19 protein-coding genes are annotated in these 17,523 nt (G+C 72.3%); 9 read left to right on the top strand and 10 right to left on the bottom strand.

Annotated elements, in window-relative coordinates:
- Positions 1-101 precede the first annotated feature (101 nt).
- Positions 102-266 carry a hypothetical protein gene (locus J4573_RS35760; RefSeq protein WP_208260508.1) on the top strand — a complete coding sequence of 55 codons (165 nt, stop codon included), beginning with the start codon at positions 102-104 and terminating at the stop codon, positions 264-266.
- Between the two features lie 9 nt (positions 267-275).
- Here the strand turns inward: J4573_RS35760 and J4573_RS35755 are convergent, their stop codons facing one another.
- From J4573_RS35755 to J4573_RS35740, 4 genes are all read right to left on the bottom strand, one after another.
- Positions 276-1,208 carry a serine/threonine-protein kinase gene (locus J4573_RS35755; protein ID WP_307797161.1) on the bottom strand — a complete coding sequence of 311 codons (933 nt, stop codon included), beginning with the start codon at positions 1,206-1,208 and terminating at the stop codon, positions 276-278.
- 125 nt (positions 1,209-1,333) lie between these two features.
- Positions 1,334-3,490 carry a beta-glucosidase gene (locus tag J4573_RS35750; protein ID WP_208260506.1) on the bottom strand — a complete coding sequence of 719 codons (2,157 nt, stop codon included), beginning with the start codon at positions 3,488-3,490 and terminating at the stop codon, positions 1,334-1,336.
- Positions 3,490-4,017: a carboxymuconolactone decarboxylase family protein gene (locus tag J4573_RS35745; protein WP_208260505.1), complete on the bottom strand. Its 528-nt coding sequence runs from the start codon at positions 4,015-4,017 to the stop codon at positions 3,490-3,492. Before J4573_RS35745 ends, J4573_RS35750 begins: the two co-directional genes overlap by 1 nt.
- A 133-nt stretch (positions 4,018-4,150) precedes the next feature.
- The gene (locus J4573_RS35740) at positions 4,151-5,203 is read right to left on the bottom strand and encodes a polyprenyl synthetase family protein (protein WP_208260504.1); all 1,053 of its coding nucleotides are present in this window, start codon (positions 5,201-5,203) and stop codon (positions 4,151-4,153) included.
- Between the two features lie 91 nt (positions 5,204-5,294).
- Between J4573_RS35740 and metF the strand changes: the two genes are divergently transcribed.
- Entirely contained in the window at positions 5,295-6,281 is a 987-nt protein-coding gene (gene metF, locus J4573_RS35735; RefSeq protein ID WP_208260503.1) for a methylenetetrahydrofolate reductase [NAD(P)H], read from the top strand.
- Here the strand turns inward: metF and J4573_RS35730 are convergent.
- From J4573_RS35730 to J4573_RS35710, 5 genes are all read right to left on the bottom strand, one after another.
- Positions 6,242-6,826, bottom strand: coding sequence for a GNAT family N-acetyltransferase (locus J4573_RS35730; RefSeq protein WP_307797159.1), 585 nt, complete (start codon positions 6,824-6,826; stop codon positions 6,242-6,244). The genes metF and J4573_RS35730 overlap by 40 nt on opposite strands.
- 41 nt (positions 6,827-6,867) lie before the next feature.
- Entirely contained in the window at positions 6,868-7,200 is a 333-nt protein-coding gene (locus tag J4573_RS35725; protein ID WP_208260502.1) for a hypothetical protein, read from the bottom strand.
- Between the two features lie 9 nt (positions 7,201-7,209).
- Entirely contained in the window at positions 7,210-8,055 is an 846-nt protein-coding gene (locus J4573_RS35720; protein ID WP_208260501.1) for a hypothetical protein, read from the bottom strand.
- A gap of 103 nt (positions 8,056-8,158) precedes the next feature.
- Positions 8,159-8,512, bottom strand: coding sequence for an arsenate reductase family protein (locus tag J4573_RS35715; RefSeq protein ID WP_208260500.1), 354 nt, complete (start codon positions 8,510-8,512; stop codon positions 8,159-8,161).
- Positions 8,513-8,514: 2 nt separating this feature from the next.
- Positions 8,515-9,000 carry a YbaK/EbsC family protein gene (locus tag J4573_RS35710; RefSeq protein WP_208260499.1) on the bottom strand — a complete coding sequence of 162 codons (486 nt, stop codon included), beginning with the start codon at positions 8,998-9,000 and terminating at the stop codon, positions 8,515-8,517.
- Between the two features lie 79 nt (positions 9,001-9,079).
- On the opposite strand from J4573_RS35710, the gene J4573_RS35705 reads away from it, so the two are divergent.
- Entirely contained in the window at positions 9,080-9,868 is a 789-nt protein-coding gene (locus tag J4573_RS35705; RefSeq protein WP_208260498.1) for a L,D-transpeptidase family protein, read from the top strand.
- 422 nt (positions 9,869-10,290) lie between these two features.
- Entirely contained in the window at positions 10,291-10,776 is a 486-nt protein-coding gene (locus J4573_RS35700) for an SAV_6107 family HEPN domain-containing protein (protein ID WP_208260497.1), read from the top strand.
- A 453-nt stretch (positions 10,777-11,229) separates the two neighbouring features.
- Here J4573_RS35700 and J4573_RS35695 read toward each other — a convergent pair whose 3' ends face one another.
- Positions 11,230-11,490, bottom strand: a complete 261-nt coding sequence (locus J4573_RS35695) for a hypothetical protein (protein WP_208260496.1) — start codon at positions 11,488-11,490, stop codon at positions 11,230-11,232.
- 221 nt (positions 11,491-11,711) lie between these two features.
- On the opposite strand from J4573_RS35695, the gene J4573_RS35690 reads away from it, so the two are divergent.
- From J4573_RS35690 to J4573_RS35670, 5 genes are all read left to right on the top strand, one after another.
- Positions 11,712-12,692: a lysylphosphatidylglycerol synthase transmembrane domain-containing protein gene (locus J4573_RS35690; protein ID WP_208260495.1), complete on the top strand. Its 981-nt coding sequence runs from the start codon at positions 11,712-11,714 to the stop codon at positions 12,690-12,692.
- A gap of 103 nt (positions 12,693-12,795) precedes the next feature.
- Entirely contained in the window at positions 12,796-13,734 is a 939-nt protein-coding gene (locus J4573_RS35685) for a GAF and ANTAR domain-containing protein (protein ID WP_208260494.1), read from the top strand.
- The gene (locus tag J4573_RS35680; RefSeq protein ID WP_208260493.1) at positions 13,724-14,500 is read left to right on the top strand and encodes a GAF and ANTAR domain-containing protein; all 777 of its coding nucleotides are present in this window, start codon (positions 13,724-13,726) and stop codon (positions 14,498-14,500) included. Before J4573_RS35685 ends, J4573_RS35680 begins: the two co-directional genes overlap by 11 nt.
- A 204-nt stretch (positions 14,501-14,704) precedes the next feature.
- Positions 14,705-16,099: an MFS transporter gene (locus J4573_RS35675; protein WP_208260492.1), complete on the top strand. Its 1,395-nt coding sequence runs from the start codon at positions 14,705-14,707 to the stop codon at positions 16,097-16,099.
- Complete coding sequence (locus J4573_RS35670) at positions 16,096-17,457, top strand: amidase (protein ID WP_208260491.1); 1,362 nt, start codon at positions 16,096-16,098, stop codon at positions 17,455-17,457. The genes J4573_RS35675 and J4573_RS35670 overlap by 4 nt, the downstream gene beginning before the upstream one ends.
- The last annotated feature ends 66 nt before the right edge of the window (positions 17,458-17,523 follow it).

Raw genomic sequence — 17,523 nt, 5'->3', positions numbered from 1 at the left:
GACCCGAGGCCGAGGTCCGGGCGGTTGACGCCCGGTCGGTTCACCGGTCAGACCCGGGGGGTTCACCCGGAGCACCGGCCGGCATGCAGGACAATGGATCTATGACCATGGGGCCCGATGACGACCGGCCGGTGGACCTGGCCGACGAAGACCTCGAGATCCTGCCCGACCAGACCTCGGACGACACCGACACCGGCTGGGGCGAGTGGCGCGGCGGGGCGAGCGACGACGACCGTCTCCTGGAGGACCGTCCGCCGCACTGGTGATCTTCCGTGTCAGAGAAGCACGCCCATCAGGAAGCCCGCGGCGACGACCGCGGCGAGCGCGACCATCATCCGCCAGCGGTAGCGCGGGATCCGCTTGGGCTTGGGCTTCGGGGCGGGGGACTGGCCGTCGCGCAGCGCGCGGACCAGCTGGGGTCCCGTGGGACGCGCGGCCGGGTTCTTGTCCAGGCAGCGCGCCACCAGCTCGCGCAGCTGTCCCTGCATGTCGCCCAGGTCGGGGCGGCTGGAGGTGACGCGGCGCATCACCGCGGCGCTGCTGCCGGTGCCGAACGGCGGCCGTCCGGTCGCGGCGTACACCATCGTCGCGCCCCAGGCGAACACGTCCGCGGGCGGCCCGACCGGCTCGTCCTCGATCTGCTCGGGCGCCATGTAACCGGGCGTGCCGACGGGCCCGGTCGTGATCGGCGTGGCGTCGGGCGTGCGCGCGATGCCGAAGTCGATGACCTTGGCACCGTCCGGGCCGAGCAGCACGTTGCCGGGCTTGAAGTCGCGGTGCACGATCCCGGCCCGGTGGATCGCCGCCAGCGCGCCCGCCGTGCGCAGCGCGACCTTGCGCAGCCGCGGCGCGGGCAGCGGGCCGGTGTCCTCGACCACGTGCTGCAGCGAGGGCCCCTCGACGAACTCGCTCACGATGTAGGGGCGGTCGCCGGTGACGTCGGCGTCCAGGACCCGCGCGGTGTGGCGGCCCGACACCCGCAGCGCGAGGTCGGCCTCCTTGATGAAGCGGCTGCGCGCGCGTTCGGTCGCGGCCGTGCCGCCGCGCAGCAGCTTCACGGTCACGAGCTCGCCGTCCTCGTCGCGCCCCAGGTAGACCACCCCTTGCCCGCCCTCGCCGAGGCGGCCCAGCAGGCGGTAGCCGCCGAGGCGGCTCGGATCGTCAGGGCCCAGCGGGGTGTCTGGGCGCTGCGTTTGGGCATGCGGCACTGAAACTCCGACTCGGCGGGGTACGGACGAAGATTGCCTCATTTGTACCCTGAGTCACCGCCTCGCGGAGGGAGAACCCTGATCTTGCTGACAGTTCAGGGGATCCGCAGGCCAGTAACGCCAGCTCAGCAGGTCGCTCCACCCTGGGCGAACACGCCCTTCTGAACGATGTCCCGGGACGAGGCGCCGACCATGACCTTGTAACAGCCCTTGGCGACCTGCCACGAGTTCGACGCCTCGCTCCAGTACGCCAGCGAACGCTGGGTGAGCGGGAAGCCGACCCGGGTGCTCTGGCCCGGCGCCAGCGTCACCTTGGCGTACCCCTTCAGCTGGCGCGGCGGCTGCGGCACCGACGCGCTAGGCGACGGCAGCCCCAGGTAGAGCTGCGGCACGGCGGTGCCGGTGCGCGAGCCGGTGTTGGTCACCGTCACCTGCACCGAGTCCGGCCGCACGCTCAGGCCGCTGTAGCCGAACGTGGTGTACGACAGGCCGTGGCCGAACGCGAAGCGCGGCGTGATGCCCTTGGAGTCGTAGTGCCGGTAGCCGACCATGACGCCCTCGGAGAAGGTCACGGCCGCGTTCACCCCGGGGTACTGCGCGGTGCTGGCGGCGGTGGGCGCGTCGCCCTCGGCGGCCGGGAAGGTCATCGGGAGCCGGCCACCCGGGTCCACATCCCCGTACAGCACGCGGGCGAGCGCGTTGCCGCCCTGCTGGCCCGGGTACCAGGCCTCGACGATGCCCTTCACCTGTGAGGCCCAGGGAGCGGTCACCGGCGCGCCGGTCTCCAGGACCACGATCGTGTTGGGGTTGGCCTTGGCGACCTCGGAGATCAGCGCGTCGCCGTCGGTGCCGAAGAACCCGGCGCACGCGAGCGTGAGGCAGCCCTTGTCGAAGAACTCGCCCTGGCTGTCACTGGCGAACACGATCGCCACGTCGGCGGATCGGGCCGCGTCGGCGGCGGCGCCCCGGTTGCCGCCGTCGTTGTAGGTGATCTTGGTGCCGGCGCCCGCGCGGGCCGTGATGCCGCTCTTCGGGGTGACCGAGGCGAACGGCTGGACCTGCGCGGAGCCGAAGCCGCTCGGGTTCTCGTTCGCGGGCTTGCCGATCAGCGCGATCGACGTGGGTGACTTCAGCGGCAGCGCGCCGCCGGTGTTCTTCAGGAGGGTGATGCCGCCCTCTTCGAGCTGGCGGGCGGCGGTCTCGCTCGCCGAACGGTCGATCTTGCCCAGGTCGTTCGGGTACTCGGCGCGGTCGAAGACCCCGAACGCGAACATGGTCCGCAGGACGTTGCGCACGTGCCCGTCGATCGCCGCCAGGGTGATCTGCTTCTGGGAGACGGCGTTCTTCAGCATCCAGGCGTTGTACTTGAAGCCGATGGGCAGCTCCATGTCCAGGCCGCCGTTGATCGACTCCACCGCGTCCTGCGCCGCCGTGTGGTCGGACGGCACGAACCCCTTGAAGCCCCACTCACCGCGCAGGACCTTGTTGAGCATGCTGCCGTCCTGGCACGCCCAGCGGCCGTTCAGCTTGCCGAAGCCGCACATCACCGTGGCGGCCTTGCCGTCCTTCACCGCGCCCTCGAACGGCGGCAGGTAGATTTCGCGGAGCGTGCGGGGCTCGACCTTCATCTCCAGCTTCAGCCGGTCGGTCTCCTGGGTGTAGACGGCGAAGTGCTTCACCGACGTCATCACGCCCTGCGCCTGCGCGCCGCGCACCCAGGACGCGCTCGTCATCGCCGACAGGTACGGGTCCTCGCCGAAGCCCTCGAAGACACGGCCGTTGCGTGGCGTGCGCATCACGTCCACGGTCGGGCCGAAGATCAGGTCGTTGCCGCGGTGCTTGGCCTCCCACGCGACGGTCGCGCCGTATTTCTGCGCGCCGGACGGGTCGAAGCCCGCGCCGAGCGAGATCGGCGCGGGCAGCGCGGTCGCCTGGCCCTGCCGTACGCCCGCCGGGCCGTCGGCCATGTAGAGCGGCGGGATGCCCAGGCGCGGGATCCCATTGTTGGTGTCGGCGTGCGCGGTGTCGGTGAAGCCGCCGAGCGGCCCGCCCAGCGGGTCGTCGGACGCCAGCAGCGAGATGCGCTCGTCCTCGGTGAGCTTCGGCACCAGCAGGGCCGCCCGCTGGTCGGGGGACAGGGCGGTGTCGCACCAGGGCCGCGCGGCGGGGTCGCCGCAGCGCCCGGCAGCGTGCGCGGGGGTGCCCGGCACGGTGACGAGCGCCAGCACCGAGGCCACGGTCCCCGCGGCCGACAGCCAGCGTCTGCCTCTGTCCGTGCTCATCAGTGGTCCTCCTCGGTCTGCACGCGCAGCGCGTTCAGCGCGAACGCCACCATGTGGTAGTGGCCGATGAGGATCACCAGCTCGATCAGCTCACGTTCGTCGTGGCGCTCGGCGAGGGCCGCCCAGGTCGCGTCGGTGACCGTGCCGCGCTCGTGCAGCTCGTCGGCGGTGACGATGACCAGGCGGTCCTCGTCGCTCCAGGAGTGGTCGCCCGGGTCCAGTCGGAGCGCCGCGATCTCCACCTCGGTGAGGCCCGCGTCCAGGCCGATCCGGTGGTGGTGCTTCCACTCGTACGCGCAGGACCGGTTGTGGGCGGTGCGCAGGATCGCCAGCTCACGGACGCGCCCGCTCAGTGTCCCCTTCATCAGCAGCATCGAGCCGAAGCCGATCCACGACTTGAACAGATCGGGGTGGCGGTCGAGCGTGGTGAAGATGTTCAGCGGGCCCGTGTTGGCGACGACGGTCTTGAGTACGTCGTCCCACTGGTCTTCGGGGAGCGGGCCGATGCGGGGGGTGTCAGCTGGCATGAGGCTATTTCTGCCACCAAACGGTGGGACAGTTCTACCCCACGGCTGCCAAATGGCCGGATCGTGTCACTTTTGTCACACGTGTAAACCAGGTGTGAGTTCGACCAGATAAGGGTCAGCCGCCAGATAGGGGTCAGCCGCGGCGGGCGGTGGCGGCGACCGTGAGCGCGGTGAGGGCGTCGCGGGCCTCGGCGGTGATCGGCGCGGTCGCCAGCGCGGCGTCCGCCTCGGCCGCGTGCCGGTCGATCATGGCCTCGCAGGCGGCCAGGCCACCGGTCTCCTCGATGATCGTGCGGAGCTCGGCCACCCCGGCCGGGTCCAGGTCCGGGTCGCCCAGGCGGCGCCGCACCGTCTCTGCCTGTGCCTCGTTCGCCCGCTCCAGCGTCAGCGCGACCAGCACGGTCCGCTTGCCCTCGCGCAGGTCGTCCCCGGCGGGCTTGCCGGTCTCGGCCGGATCGCCGAACACGCCGAGCACGTCGTCGCGGAGCTGGAAGGCCGCTCCGAGCGGCAGGCCGTACGCGCTGAGCGCCTCGGTCAACTCGGGGGAGGCGCCCGCCAGCGCCGCGCCCAGGTGCAGCGGCCGCTCGATCGTGTACTTGGCGCTCTTGTACTGCACGACCCGCAGGGCCGTCTCGACCGTGCCGGTGGCGCGGGTGCCCTCCAGCATGTCGAGATACTGGCCGCACATGACCTCGGTGCGCATCAGGTCGTAGACGGGACGGCCGCGTGCGAGGCGCTCCTCGGCCAGGTCGCTGGCCTCGTACATCTCGCCCGACCAGGCCAGGCACAGGTCGCCGAGCAAGATCGCGGCGCCCTCGCCGAACGGCGCGGCGGCCCCCGGCCAGCGCGCCTCGCGGTGCAGGGCCTCGAACCGGCGGTGCACCGACGGCTGGCCCCGGCGGGTGTCGCTGGAGTCCATCACGTCGTCGTGGATCAAGGCGCTGGCCTGCAGCAGCTCCAGGGATGCGGCCGCGGTCACGATGCCCGGCCGGGCATCGCCGCCCGCGCCGCGCCAGCCCCAGTAACAGAAGGCGGGGCGCAGCCGCTTGCCGCCCGCCAGAAGGGTGTCCAGGGCCGCCAGCATCGGCTCCAGCTCGTCGCTCACACCGAGCAGGAGCGGGCGCTGCCGGTCCACGAAGCCCAGCAGGGCCTCGTCGACCTCCTTGCGAATCTGGCGGGTGGACATGTTCGAGATCGTATCCAGCGTCGCCTCCCGGCCGCATTCGGCTCCAGATCGCGTCCAGCGCGCATCGAGCGCACTCCACTAGGCTTGGACCATGCGACGCGAACGGCCCGACCGAGCCCCGACCATCCGCGAGCTGCTCGCGGAGGGCGGCAAGTCCTTCTCGTTCGAGTTCTTCCCGCCCAAGACCGACAAGGGCGCCAGGAGCCTGTGGCGGGCGATCCGTGAGCTGGAGGCCCTCCACCCCACGTTCGTCTCGGTGACCTACGGCGCGGGCGGCGGCAACCGCGACACGACCATCGGCATCGTCGAGCGGATCGCGACCGACACCACGCTCACGCCTGTGGCGCATTTCACTGCCGTGAACCACTCCCAGGCCGAGCTGCGGCACCTGATCGGCCGGTTCGCCTCGGTCGGCGTGCGCAACATCCTCGCGCTGCGCGGCGACCCGCCGGGCGACCCCATGGGCGAATGGATCAAGCACCCGGACGGCGTGGAGTACGCCGCCGACCTGGTCCAGATGATCCGCTCGTACGGCGACTTCAGCGTCGGCGTGGCGGCCTTCCCCTACAAGCACCCGCGCTCGGCCGACATCGAGAGCGACACCCGCTACTTCGTGGAGAAGTGCCGGGCCGGCGCCGACTACGCGATCACCCAGATGTTCTTCCGCGCCGAGGACTACTTCCGGCTGCGCGACCGGGTCGCGGCGGCGGGCTGCGACGTGCCGATCCTGCCCGGCATCATGCCGGTGACGCAGATGAGCACGATCGAGCGGTCCGAGCAGCTGTCGGGCGCGCCGTTCCCCGACGAGGTGCGCGAGCGCTTCGAGGCGGTCGCCGACGACCCGGAGGCGGTGCGGCGGCTCGGCATCGAGCACGCCGCCGAGCTGTGCAGCGAACTGCTGGAGCAGGACGCGCCGGGCATCCACTTCATCACGTTCAACAAGTCCACGGCGACGCGCGAGGTCTACGGGCTGATCGACGCGGCGTCGTACGGGATCAAGGGCAGTGGCGGCCTCGAGGCGAGCGGTGGCGCCGCCTCCTACGGGCTCAGGGGCAGCGTCGCCCCCATGACCGCGTAGAGCGGCCCGCCGCCCGGGAACTCGAAGTCGGTGAGCAGGTCGACCATGCCCACCGACCGGTAGAGATGCCGGGCGGGCGTGTCGGGCTTGCGGTCCAGCGTCGACAGCACGACGGTCCGTTCCGGCCGGTCGGCGCACAGCGAGGTCAGCAGCCCGCGGCCGAGGCCGTGGCCCTGGTGGTCGGGGTGCACGTGCAGCTCGGCCACCTCGAACGGATCGGCCAGCCACTCGGCGGCGTGCTCGGGGCCGCCGCGCTCCACGAGCGCCTGATGAACGACGTCGTGCCACCACTGGCCGCGCGTTCCATGGAAGCCGTAGCCGAACCCCGAGATCGCGGCCGGCGCCAGGAACGACCGGGGACGTTCGGCCACGAACGCGCGGAAACCGGGGTAGGCCGCGTGCCGTTCCATGATCGTGTGCCGGCCGGGCAACTGCTCGTAGGGCGGTCGCATCGCGGCCGCGTACACCTCGAGGATCGGGTTCAGGCGGCGCAGGAAGCCGCGTTCGTCGATTTCGCGCAGCTTCTGCTCCCTCACGGGTCTCACGGATCGACAGCCTAGACCTGGCGGGCCTTCACCATGTCCCCCTAGATCCGGGAGATCGTGCGCTGGGTCGCCGAGAGGCGATCGTAGATGTCCCAGAGGATCGTGTCGGCCGCCTTCTGCAGGCTGCCGCGCCGGCCGTCCAGCTCGTCGCCCCAGGCGCGCGCCTCCGGGCCGAGCCAGGCGTCGGTGCCGCGCAGCGTCTTGACCGCCGGGTCGAGCGCCCGGCGCAGCTGCCCGATGCTGCCGTAGGCGTCGGCGTACGCCTGGTAGAGCGTCTGGTAGGCGGGGTTGGGCTGCTCGTTCGGCGGGAGCTTGGCGGCCGAGGACGCGTCGATGGGCGGCGGGACGCTGCCGGGCGGAGGGGGAACGGCCACGTCGACCTCTCAGCCGGCCATCGGAGTGGGGGAGGTGTCCTTCGGATGCAGGCCCGGGACGCCCAGCTTGCCCAGCGCGTCGTGGGTCTTCTGGCTCCACTCGGCGCCGTTCAGGATCTGCAGGAGCGCCGGGTGGACGCCGGTACGGTCGGCCTCCGCCAGCAGTGCGCGCAGCCACTTGGCGTCCATGGGGGTGTGGTGGCTGGCGGTGCCGAGGGCCTCCTGGATGGCGTGCAGCTTGGCCTTGTCGCCGTGCGCCGCCTTGATGAGGTCGGCGACTCCGGCCGGGCCGAGACGCTCGACGAACTTCTCGGTGTAGTCGGGGTCGTCGGCGTTCGCCTTCAGGTGCTTCCACACCGAGTCGGGCACCGGCTCGCCGTCCTGGATCGCCTTGGCGGTGGCCAGGGCGTCGGCCTTGGCGGCCTTGGCCGCGGCCTGCCGGTCGGGGAAGTTGCCGATGCCGCCCGCGCCCTTGGGCGTCGTGTGGTGACGCGGGGTCTTCGGCGGGCGGACCTTGGGCGGGGGAGCGGATCCGTTGCCGCCGCTGCCGTGGTTCTTCGGCGGGGACGGCACGGGCGGCGGCGTGACACCGCCGCCCTTGTCGGGATGCGTCACGGCGTAGTTGTAGCGGCGGGTCAGCATGCCCAGCTGGTCCGCGGCCCACAGCGCGATCTGGTCGGCCTGGCGATAACCGGCCGACGACACTCCCGGCGGCGGGCGATGGCCGTTCAGCCAGGTCTTGATCGCGTTCTGCGCGTCCTGGACCTGCTTCACCAGCTGGTTGAGCGCGTCCGGATCGATCCCGCGGAAGTCGGCGTCACGCGCGGCCGGGCCGGTGCGCATCTCCGACGCCATCGTCTCTCCCCGTGGCCGTGCCGATCGTGCGATTCGGTCGGTGCTGAGCCGGTCGCCGCTCAGCCGGCTCGTGCTCAGTCAATTCCCCAGAATCACACTGTCATCACGCGCTGTCGAGAGCCTGACGTACCGATTCGGTGTCACGTGCCACTACGGCGCGGCCGTCGTCGGTCAGGACGATCGGGCGCTGGATGAGGACGGGGTTGGCGACCATGAGCTCGATCCACCGGGCGCGGTCGTGCTCCAGGTCCTTCAGGCCGAGCTCCTTGGCGACGGCCTCGTTCATCCGCGCGACCTCCCACGGCTCGGCGCCGATCTTCGTGAGGATCGCGTCGAACTCCGCGGCCGTCGGCGGCTCGTCCAGGTAGCGGCGCTCGGTGTAGGCCACGCCGGCCTCGTCGAGCGCGGCCTTGGCGTTGCGGCTCTTGGAGCAGCGCGGGTTGTGCCAGATCTCCAACGTCAGTCTCCTGCCTCTGCGGCTTGGCCCACCTCTGCGGCCTCGCCCTCGGTGATGCGCAGCAGTTCGTCGTACGAGGTCGGGAAGACCGTGTGCGTGATCCCGCCCGCCGCCCAGACCTGCTCGTACCCGTTCAGCCAGACGTCCACGAGCGTACGGATCGGCGCCGGGTGGCCGAGGGGAGCGACACCCCCGATCGTCTGCCCGGTCGCCTCCCGGACGAAGTCGGGGGTGGCCCGCTTGACCTTCGCGGCCCCGATCAGCGCCGCCACCCTGGCCGTGTCCACCCGGTGCGCGCCGCTGGTCAGCACCAGCAGCGGTGCGCCGTCCGCGTTGAAGATGAGGCTGTTGGCGATCGCGCCGACCTCGCAGCCGAGCTGTTCGGCGGCCGCCTGCGCGGTCGGCGCCGCGTCGGGGAGCTCGACGATCTCGCCGGTGGCACCCCGCTCTCGCAGGGCCTTTGTCACACGTTCGACGTTCGGATGCATGGGCCGCAGCCTATGGTGTCCGAACCTCGGCTCATAAAAGTGCGTCCAAGGGGGACAAATGGGCGTGAGAGGAGACGGCATGGGCGTGCGGACTGGCGGAATCCTTGTGGCGACGGGCGTGATGGCGCTGGCCGGGTGCTCGCAGAGCGACCCGACCTCCAACGCCGGCGCCGTGTCCACGCCGAGCCCGTCGGCCTCGGCCCCTTCCGCGACCCCCGCGACGCCGACCCCGTCGCCGGCGGTCCGGCCCAAGCTGAAGCCGGGCGCCAAGGGCCAGTACGTCAAGGAACTGCAGCAGCGGCTGAAGCAGCTCGACTACGATCCCGGCCGCGCCGACGGCAAGTACGGCGAGACCACGCAGATGGCCGTGTGGGCGTTCGAGGCCGTCAACCGCCTCAAGCAGACCAGCACGGTCGGCAAGACCGTGTGGGCCGCCCTGGACGCGCCCAAGACGCCGGAGCCCGTGGCCAAGAAGCGCGAGGCGGACCGCGTCGACGTGGACCTGCGGCGCCAGTTCCTGGTCGTCTACAAGGACGGCAAGGTCAACCTGATCACCCACATCTCCTCCGGCTCGGGCATGTACTACTGCGCCAAGGACCGGGGCGCCACGGTCGCCCGCTGCCGCTACGCCACCACCAGCACCGGGGACTTCCGTACGGGCCGCCGCGCGACCGGCTGGGAGGTCTCGCCGCTCGGGCAGCTCTACAACCCGATCTACTTCAACGGCGGCATCGCCTTCCACGGCGCCCCGGACGTTCCCGCCTACCCGGCGTCGCACGGCTGCGTTCGACTGCCGATGCACGTGGCCGAGTACTTCCAGGACCGCGTGGGGACGGGCGTCGCGGTCCACGTTCGACGCCCCAAGTAACCGGCCCGCCACCCTCAGCACCCGTTCGCGCCCAGGTCAGACGGTCGCGAGCGGGTCGTTGGCATGCCCGGACGGGTGCCGTTCGCCGCGTGGACGGGCGGTGTTCGCACGCCTGGACGGGGCCTGTCCGCACGGCCGGTCAGGAATGTCAGACCCGCCTGTTCTACTGGGTTTCACGTGGCGCTGACCTGGGCAATCGCTCGGATCCGCGACACGCGTTCGAACGCATTGACGAATCGGCGCCGGGCCGGTTTACTGTGAATGCGTCGAACTTATGTTCGACGTGGTGCGGGACTCGCGGCCCGCGCCGGGGCGACGTCCCCCCGCACGGGCAGCGCGTGTCTTGTGCGGGGGACGGACGGTCGGGCGGAGTGAGGGGAAGCTCTCCGCCCGACCGGCCCGAGCCGGAAGGAGACCAGGCAATGACCGCAACGCTCACCGTTCACTCATCAGCCCAGTTCAGCCAGCCGGGCCCGCGCCCACGACCGCTTCCTGCACCCAGGCCCGCCCACACCGCGGTGGGGCAGCTGCACGCCGCCCGCATGGGACTGGCCGAAGCGGCCGAGGCGACCTCCGCCGCCGTCCGCTACGTGTGCGCCCACCTCGCCGCGCTCCGAGCGGCCGCCGCCGTCCTGGCGTCCAAGGAGCCCCTGGACACGCACCGGCGCGGCCGTCCGCGCAGTGTCTGGGTGCTGCTGCCCGAGGCCGACCCCGCGCTGCGCGAGTGGGCCGCCTTCTTCGCTGCCGGCGCCGACAAGCGCGCCGCCGCCGAGGCGGGCCTGCCGCGCGCGGTCACCCCGCGCGAGGCCGAGGAGCTGCTCCACGACGCCGAGATCTTCGTCTCGCTGGTCGAGGACTCCCTCGGCGTCACCAGTCAGCCCACGCTCCCGATCCCCGAGGCCAGCTAAGGGCCGGCCGGCACCCCTCTGGCCGGCCGTCCCTGTCCCACCACCCCCTGGCCCCACTCGCCCCCTGCCCCCTTCGCCCGGGGCCGCCGTCCACCCCTCCTCACCGGTGGGCGGCGGTCTCGGTCTTCGGGGCGCCGGGGTCTTCGGGACGCCGGAGCCGCCACGGGTCAGCACCACCTGGTTCCGGCGCCCCGACCGGCCGCGCCGATGGGCTTCCGCATCCCCCCGAGGTGGTCCCATCGGCGCGGTCCACGGCGCAATTCCGGCGGACGCAGTTCAATGGTGGACAACCGGCACCGAATAGCCGATACGGGAGACTCCGTCGGCCTTTGCTGGTATTTCTCGGACGAAACAAGCTGAGTCAACAGCGGATCGGATCGCCGGCCCAACGGGTGGACGGGATGGGGGCGACCCGATGGCCGGGGCCGCCCGACCGGCCCCGGCCGCCGGTGATCACCTCTTGACCTGGCCGCGGTAACCGACCGGGCCCTCGCCCTTGAACTGGGCCGACCCGGCGAAGGACGTGCCGTCGTCGAAGAAGGTGATCTGGCCGTTTCCACGGGGGCTCGCCCAGGACATCTGGGTGCCCGTCTCGGGAAGCTTGTCGGCGGGAACGACACCGTCGCGGTTGTTGATGACGACGGTCAAATCGGCGTCGTCGTGCCAGTCGGCGTTCGGCCCGCCCCACTGAATCTGGGTCTTGTAGACGGCCATGGCAAGCCCCTTTCCTTTCGGCTTCTTCATGCCTACGCCGGGCCGACTTCGGCGACAACCGCAGTGTCCCGATGAGGACGCGTTGCGTGATTGGGCCCGATTCTTCTTCGCCTGCCGGGCGACCGGCTCGGTGAACGGCGGGACAAGAGTTACGGAAACCACCCGGCTGACCGACAATGGCCGAGATGGATCTCACGGCCTCCCGATAGCGTTCACGCGTCATGGAGACGACACTCGCCCCGCCGGTCCGGCGCTCGGTCTCGGCGCCGCGCCTCGCGGTGTCGGCCGTCGTCGCCATCGCGGTCCTGGCGCTCGCGATCGGCCAGTGGGCGACGGTGCGGGACGGCGTGCGCGCCCTCGCCGACGTCGACCACGCCTGGCTCGGCGCCGCGCTGATCGTCACGCTCGCGACGATCGTCGCGAGCCTCGGCATCTCCTACGGCTCGATGCGGGTCCGCCCGAGCCCGGGCCGGTTGGTCACCGTGCAGTTCGCGGTGACCGGCGTCGCGCCGCTGCCGGGCGCCGGATTCGTCGTCTACCTGCGGTTCCTGCGCCGCGAGGGACTGAGCAACGGCGAGGCGGTCGGCGCGTTCGTGCTGATGGCCCTGGCGAACGGCGTCGCGCGCGCCATCCTCCTCGCGGGCTCGATCCTCGCCGCCCCCGAGCTGGTCCACGTGGCCGCCTCCCACGGCCAATGGATCTTCGGCCTGACGCTCCGCCATCCCGCGGTGCTCGCCGCGGGCTGCACGCTGGCCGTCCTCCTGGCGGTCGCCGCGGTCCTCGCCGTCCGCGCGTTCGTCGTCCGCCGCGGCGGCTGGCGCGCGCTCCTGGCCTGGCATGCCGACGTACGGGCCGTCGCCAGGAACCCGCGCCGCGCGGCCATGCTCTGGCTGGGCGCGTTCTCGCTGCCGATCCTCTACACCGCAGACCTGTACGCGATGCTCCGCGGCCTCGGCATCACGCTCCCGCCGGGCCATCTGCTCGCCGCGTACATGATCATGACGACGCTCGCGGGCATGATCCCCTCGCCCAACGGCATCGGCTCCATCGACGTGGCCTTGATCGCCGGCCTGACGGTTGCGGGAGTCCCGGCCACGGCCGCCCTGGCCGCAGTCCTCGGCCACCGCCTGCTGACCTTCTGGGCTCAGCTCGTCCCGGGCATGGCCGCCTTCGCCTACCTGGTCCGCCGCCGCGCCATCTAGCGCCCTCGAAAGCCAGAGCCCTCGAACGCCCGCCCTTGCCAATCCATGAATTCACGAGGACTTTGAGGTGGGTAAGGGCGACCTCGACAGCGGAGACGGTCACTTGATCACGGTTCCGCTGACGCCACGGCAGGCAGCGGTCATTCAGGAAGCGGCGGCCCGAGCCGGGCTGCCCGTGGACGAGTACGCGCGGCGTGCCGCCCTCGACCGTGCCCTGGCCTACCTGCGAGTGGTCGCCGCGGAGCGCGGAAGGAACGTGAACCCGATGCCCACCGCCGGACGCGGCGCTGAGCTGGCGGCGCTCGTCGCCGCCCGCGCCGTGGAACATGGCAAGCCCGCCGCCCTGGCGGACCTGTGCGAGATCTGCCCGGTCGTCATGACGGTGACGGGGGCCGCCGTGTGGCTGGCGGCCAATTCCGAACGGCGCGTCCTGGCCTACGCCACCGACGCGGTGTCGCAGCGGCTGGACGACTTCCAGCTCACGCTCGGCGAGGGCCCGTGCGTGGACGCCTGGGACGTGGGCGGCCCGGTGCTGGCCGAGGACCTGCGCACGCTGGAGATGCAGGCCCGCTGGCCCGCGTACGGCCCCGCCGCGATCGCCACGGGCGCGCAGGCGGTCTTCGCGTTCCCGCTGCGCAGCGGCGCGATCTCGGCCGGCATGCTTCAGCTGTACCGATCGGCGGCCGGGGAGCTCAGCCGCACCCAGCTCGCCGACGCCCTGACCATCGCCGATCTGGCCCTGGACATGATCCTGGCCCGGCTGCACCGCGGGTCGGCCGAGCAGGGCATGCTGCCCTGGGACGGCGGCGACGGGCTGGGCGCCGGCCGCGCCGAGGTGTACCAGGCCACCGGCATGGTGGCCGTGCAGCTCCGCGTCGGCCTGGAGGACGCGCTGGCCGAGCTCCGCCGGTACGCGGTCGAACGGCGCCGCACGCTGTCGGAGGTGGCGCTGGACGTCGTCGCCCGAAGGCTCCGCTGGCCCGTCGCGGGCGCCACCACGGACCCCCGTGGCCCTGACACCGAGGATGACCATGGCAGCTGACCAGCTCTCACGAGAGCAACGGCTCACCATCGCCTTCGTCGATCTCGCCGACACCCTGGTCGACGACTTCGACATCATCGACTACCTGAACCGGCTCGCCGGGCACTGCGCGGACCTGCTCGCGGTCGCCGCGGCCGGCGTCCTGGTCACCAACAACCGCGGCCAGCTCCAGCTGATCGCGGCCTCGACGGAACAGAGCCGGATGCTGGAGCTGCTGCAGCTCCAGCAGGACGAGGGTCCCTGCGTCGACACCTTCACCAGCGGGCGCGCGGTCTCGTGCCCCGACCTCATGGCACCCGCGGCCGTCGGCCGCTGGCCGAACTTCGCCCCGCCCGCCCACGAGGTGGGGTTCCGCGCCGCGCACGGGCTGCCGATGCGGCTGCGGCAGGACGTCATCGGCACGCTCAACGTCTTCACGCACCACCCCGGCGAACTCTCACCGGCCGACCAGCGGCTCGGCCAGGCCCTGGCCGACCACGCCACCGTCGGCCTGCTCGGCCATCGCGCCACCCATCAGCCGGACGTGCTGACGCAGCAGCTGAACATCGCCGTGCAGAGCCGCATCATCATCGAACAGGCCAAGGGTGTCCTGGCCGAGCGCCGCCGCCTGACCGTCAACCGCGCCGCCGCCGAGATCCGCGCGTTCGCGCGCCGGCACCGCCGCAAGCTGTCCGACGTCGCGCTGGGGATCATCCAGGATTCCGAGGACACCAGGGAGCTCACCACCGAGCGATCGCCGCTGTCACCCCGCAAGCCGGGCACCTGACGGCCCGCCCCGACCGGCGATCGCGACCGACCGACCGGCTACCGACCGACCGGCTACCGACCGGCCGACCGGCCGCCGGCCGACCCGGCCGCCGACCGATGGGCCGCCTGTGCGACGGCCTCGGAGACGGCCCTTGAGCGCACGGGCGCGGGCCGTCCCAATTGCCGTGCATGAGAAAGTTATGCCGGTATGCGAGGAGGGGTCGTGCGCGGTCGGGGTCTGGTGGCGTTGCTGGCATTCCTCGGGGTGATGGCCTACTCGCTGTCGATGGCGGTGGTCACGCCCGCGCTGCCGCTGCTGCAGAAGGGCCTGCACACGACGCCTGCGGGGGCGGCCTGGGCGCTCACGGCCATGACCCTGTCGGCGGCGGTCGCGACGCCGGTGGTGGGCCGCCTGGGGGACCTGTACGGGCCGCGGCCGGTGCTCCTGGTGGTCGTGGTGATCGCGACCGTGGGGATGGTCGTCGCGGCGGCTGCCGGGTCGCTGGGCGTGATGCTCGCCGGGCGCGTCCTGAGCGGGATCGGGGGAGGCGTCTTCCCGCTGGCCTACACGATCATCCGGCAGGTCTTCCCACCCGAACGGACCGCGTCGGCGGTCGGGCTGATGTCGTCGATGCTGGGCCTGGGCGGGGCCGTCTCGTGGTGCCTGGCCGGGCCGATCATCGACCACCTGGGGTGGCGGTGGCTGCTGTGGGTGCCGGTGATCGGGCTGGTGCCCGGCGTCGTGGCCGCCTGGTGGATCGTTCCACGCACGGAGGGGACGGGGCACGCCAAGGTCGACTGGTGGGGCGCGGTTCTCTTCGCCGGATGGCTCGTGGCCGCGCTGACCGCCCTGACCGAGGGCATGGACTGGGGCTGGACGTCGCCGGGAGTCCTGGGCCTGGTCGGTCTCGCGGTCGTGCTGGCGGCCGGGTGGCTCCTCGTCGAGGGCAAGGTCAGCGAGCCGCTGGTCGATCTCCGGATGATGCGGCGGCGAGGAGTCTGGACGGCCAACGCGGCGTCGCTGCTGTCGGGCTACGCGCTGATGGCGGGCGGCGTGCTCTTCCCGCTGCTGGTGCAGCTGCCCAAGGGAGCCGGGTTCGGCGGTACGGCCACCCAGGCCGCGCTGCTGCAGCTGCCCGCGAGCTTCGGGATGACCGCGGCGGGGATGACGGCGGGGCTGCTCGACCGGCGGGTGGGGTCGCGGGCCGTGCTGCTGATGGGAGCCGTGCTGACCGGGCTGGGGTACGGGTTCGTGGCGTTCGAGCACGACGCCATGTGGCAGCTGTACGTGGGCGGCATCGCGCGCGGCGTGGGCCTCGGGTTCGCCTACGCGTCGGTGGCCAACCTGGTTGTGGCGGCGGTGCCCGCGGAGGAGACCGGCGTCGCCACCGGGATCAACACCCTGATCCGCACGGTCGGCGCCTCGCTGGGCACGCAGGCCAGCGCGGTCATCGTGGCGGCCTCGGTGGTGCACGGGCAGCCGACCGAGTCCGGGTTCGTGGCCGGGTTCGCGGTGAGCGCGGCGGTGATGGGGCTGGTGGTGATCTTCGCTCTCGTCGCGCCGCGGCGGCGGGCGGCGGTGAGCGGGGGCGCGGTACGGCAGACTCTTTCCGTATGACGTGGGTGGGAAAGAGCGCGACGGAGATCGCTGCGGCGGTGCGGACCGGCGAGACGTCGGCCGTCGAGGTCGTACGGGAGCATCTGGACCTGATCGAGGACGTCGACCGGGTGCTCGGGGCGTTCGTGCGGGTGCGCCGGGAACGGGCCCTGGAGGAGGCCGCCGAGGTCGACCGGCGGGGCGACCTGGGCGAGCTGCCGCTGGCGGGCGTGCCGGTGGCGATCAAGGACAACGTGCCGGTGGCGGGCGAGCCGATGCGCAGCGGGTCGGCGGCCACGCCGGAGACGCCGCAGGCCCGCGACCACGCGGTGGTGGAACGGCTGCGCGCCGCCGGGGCCGTGGTGGTCGGGCTGACCAACCTGCCCGAGATGGGGATCTACCCGTTCACCGACAACGCCTTCGGCGTCAGCCGCAACCCGTGGGACCCCGCCAGGACGGCGGGCGGTTCGTCGGGCGGGGCCGCGGCGGCGGTGGCGTCGGGGATGGTGGCGATCGCGCACGGGAACGACGGCGCCGGGTCGATCCGGATCCCGGCGGCCGACTGCGGGGTGTTCGGGATCAAGCCCGGGCCCGGCGTCGTGCCCTCGGGGATCGGCGCCGACTCCTGGGACGGCCTCTCGGAGAACGGGCCGCTCGCCACGAGCGTGGCCGACGCCGCCCTGGCGCTGGCGGTGATGGCGGCGGACAAGGGGCTCGGTGAGGTCCGGGAGCCCGAACGGGTCCGGATCGCGCTGTCGGTCAAGGCGCCCACCGCCGGGGTGATGATCCATGACGACCTGAAGGCCGCGGTGCGCGAGGCGGGCAAGGCGTTCGTCGGACTCGGGCACCACGTCGCGCGGGACGACCCGGAATATCCGGTGTGGGCCGCGACCGCGCTCGTCTCGCGGTGGCTGGTCGGGCCCGAGGCCGACGCCGACGGCCTGCTGGACGACCCGCGCCTGGAGGCCAGGACGCGCACGCACGTACGGGTGGGCCGGATCGTCGGCCGGTTGCGGCCACCGCGCGACGACGACCGGGAGCGGTTCCGGGCCGCCGTGGCGCCACTGTTCGAGCGGCGAGATGTTCTGGTGATGCCGACGCTGGCCCAGCGGGCGCCCAAGGCCAAGGCGTGGGGCGCGGGCGGATGGTTGCCCAGCGTGGTCGCCTCGATGAGATACGCCCCGATGACCGCGGCCTGGAACCTGGCGGGCTTTCCGGCGGCGTCGGTACCCATGGGTATCGGAGGCTCGGGACTGCCGCTCTCCGTGCAGCTCGTCGCCGCGCCCGGCAAGGAGGCGCTCCTGCTCGCGCTCGCGGCGCAGCTGGAGGCGCGCCGGCCGTGGCCGAGACTGGCCCCCGGATATGCGACCGGGGCGTGACGAAAACGTCACGCCCCGGACAGCCGAGCATGACCCGGACGGAGGCCGGGCCGGTGGTCACGAGGC

This window comes from Actinomadura barringtoniae, from assembly GCF_017573505.1.
Taxonomy (GTDB): Bacteria; Actinomycetota; Actinomycetes; order Streptosporangiales; family Streptosporangiaceae; genus Spirillospora; species Spirillospora barringtoniae.
Note: the sequence above shows the minus strand (reverse complement) of the source record. Positions and strands in the feature narration are given on the sequence as shown.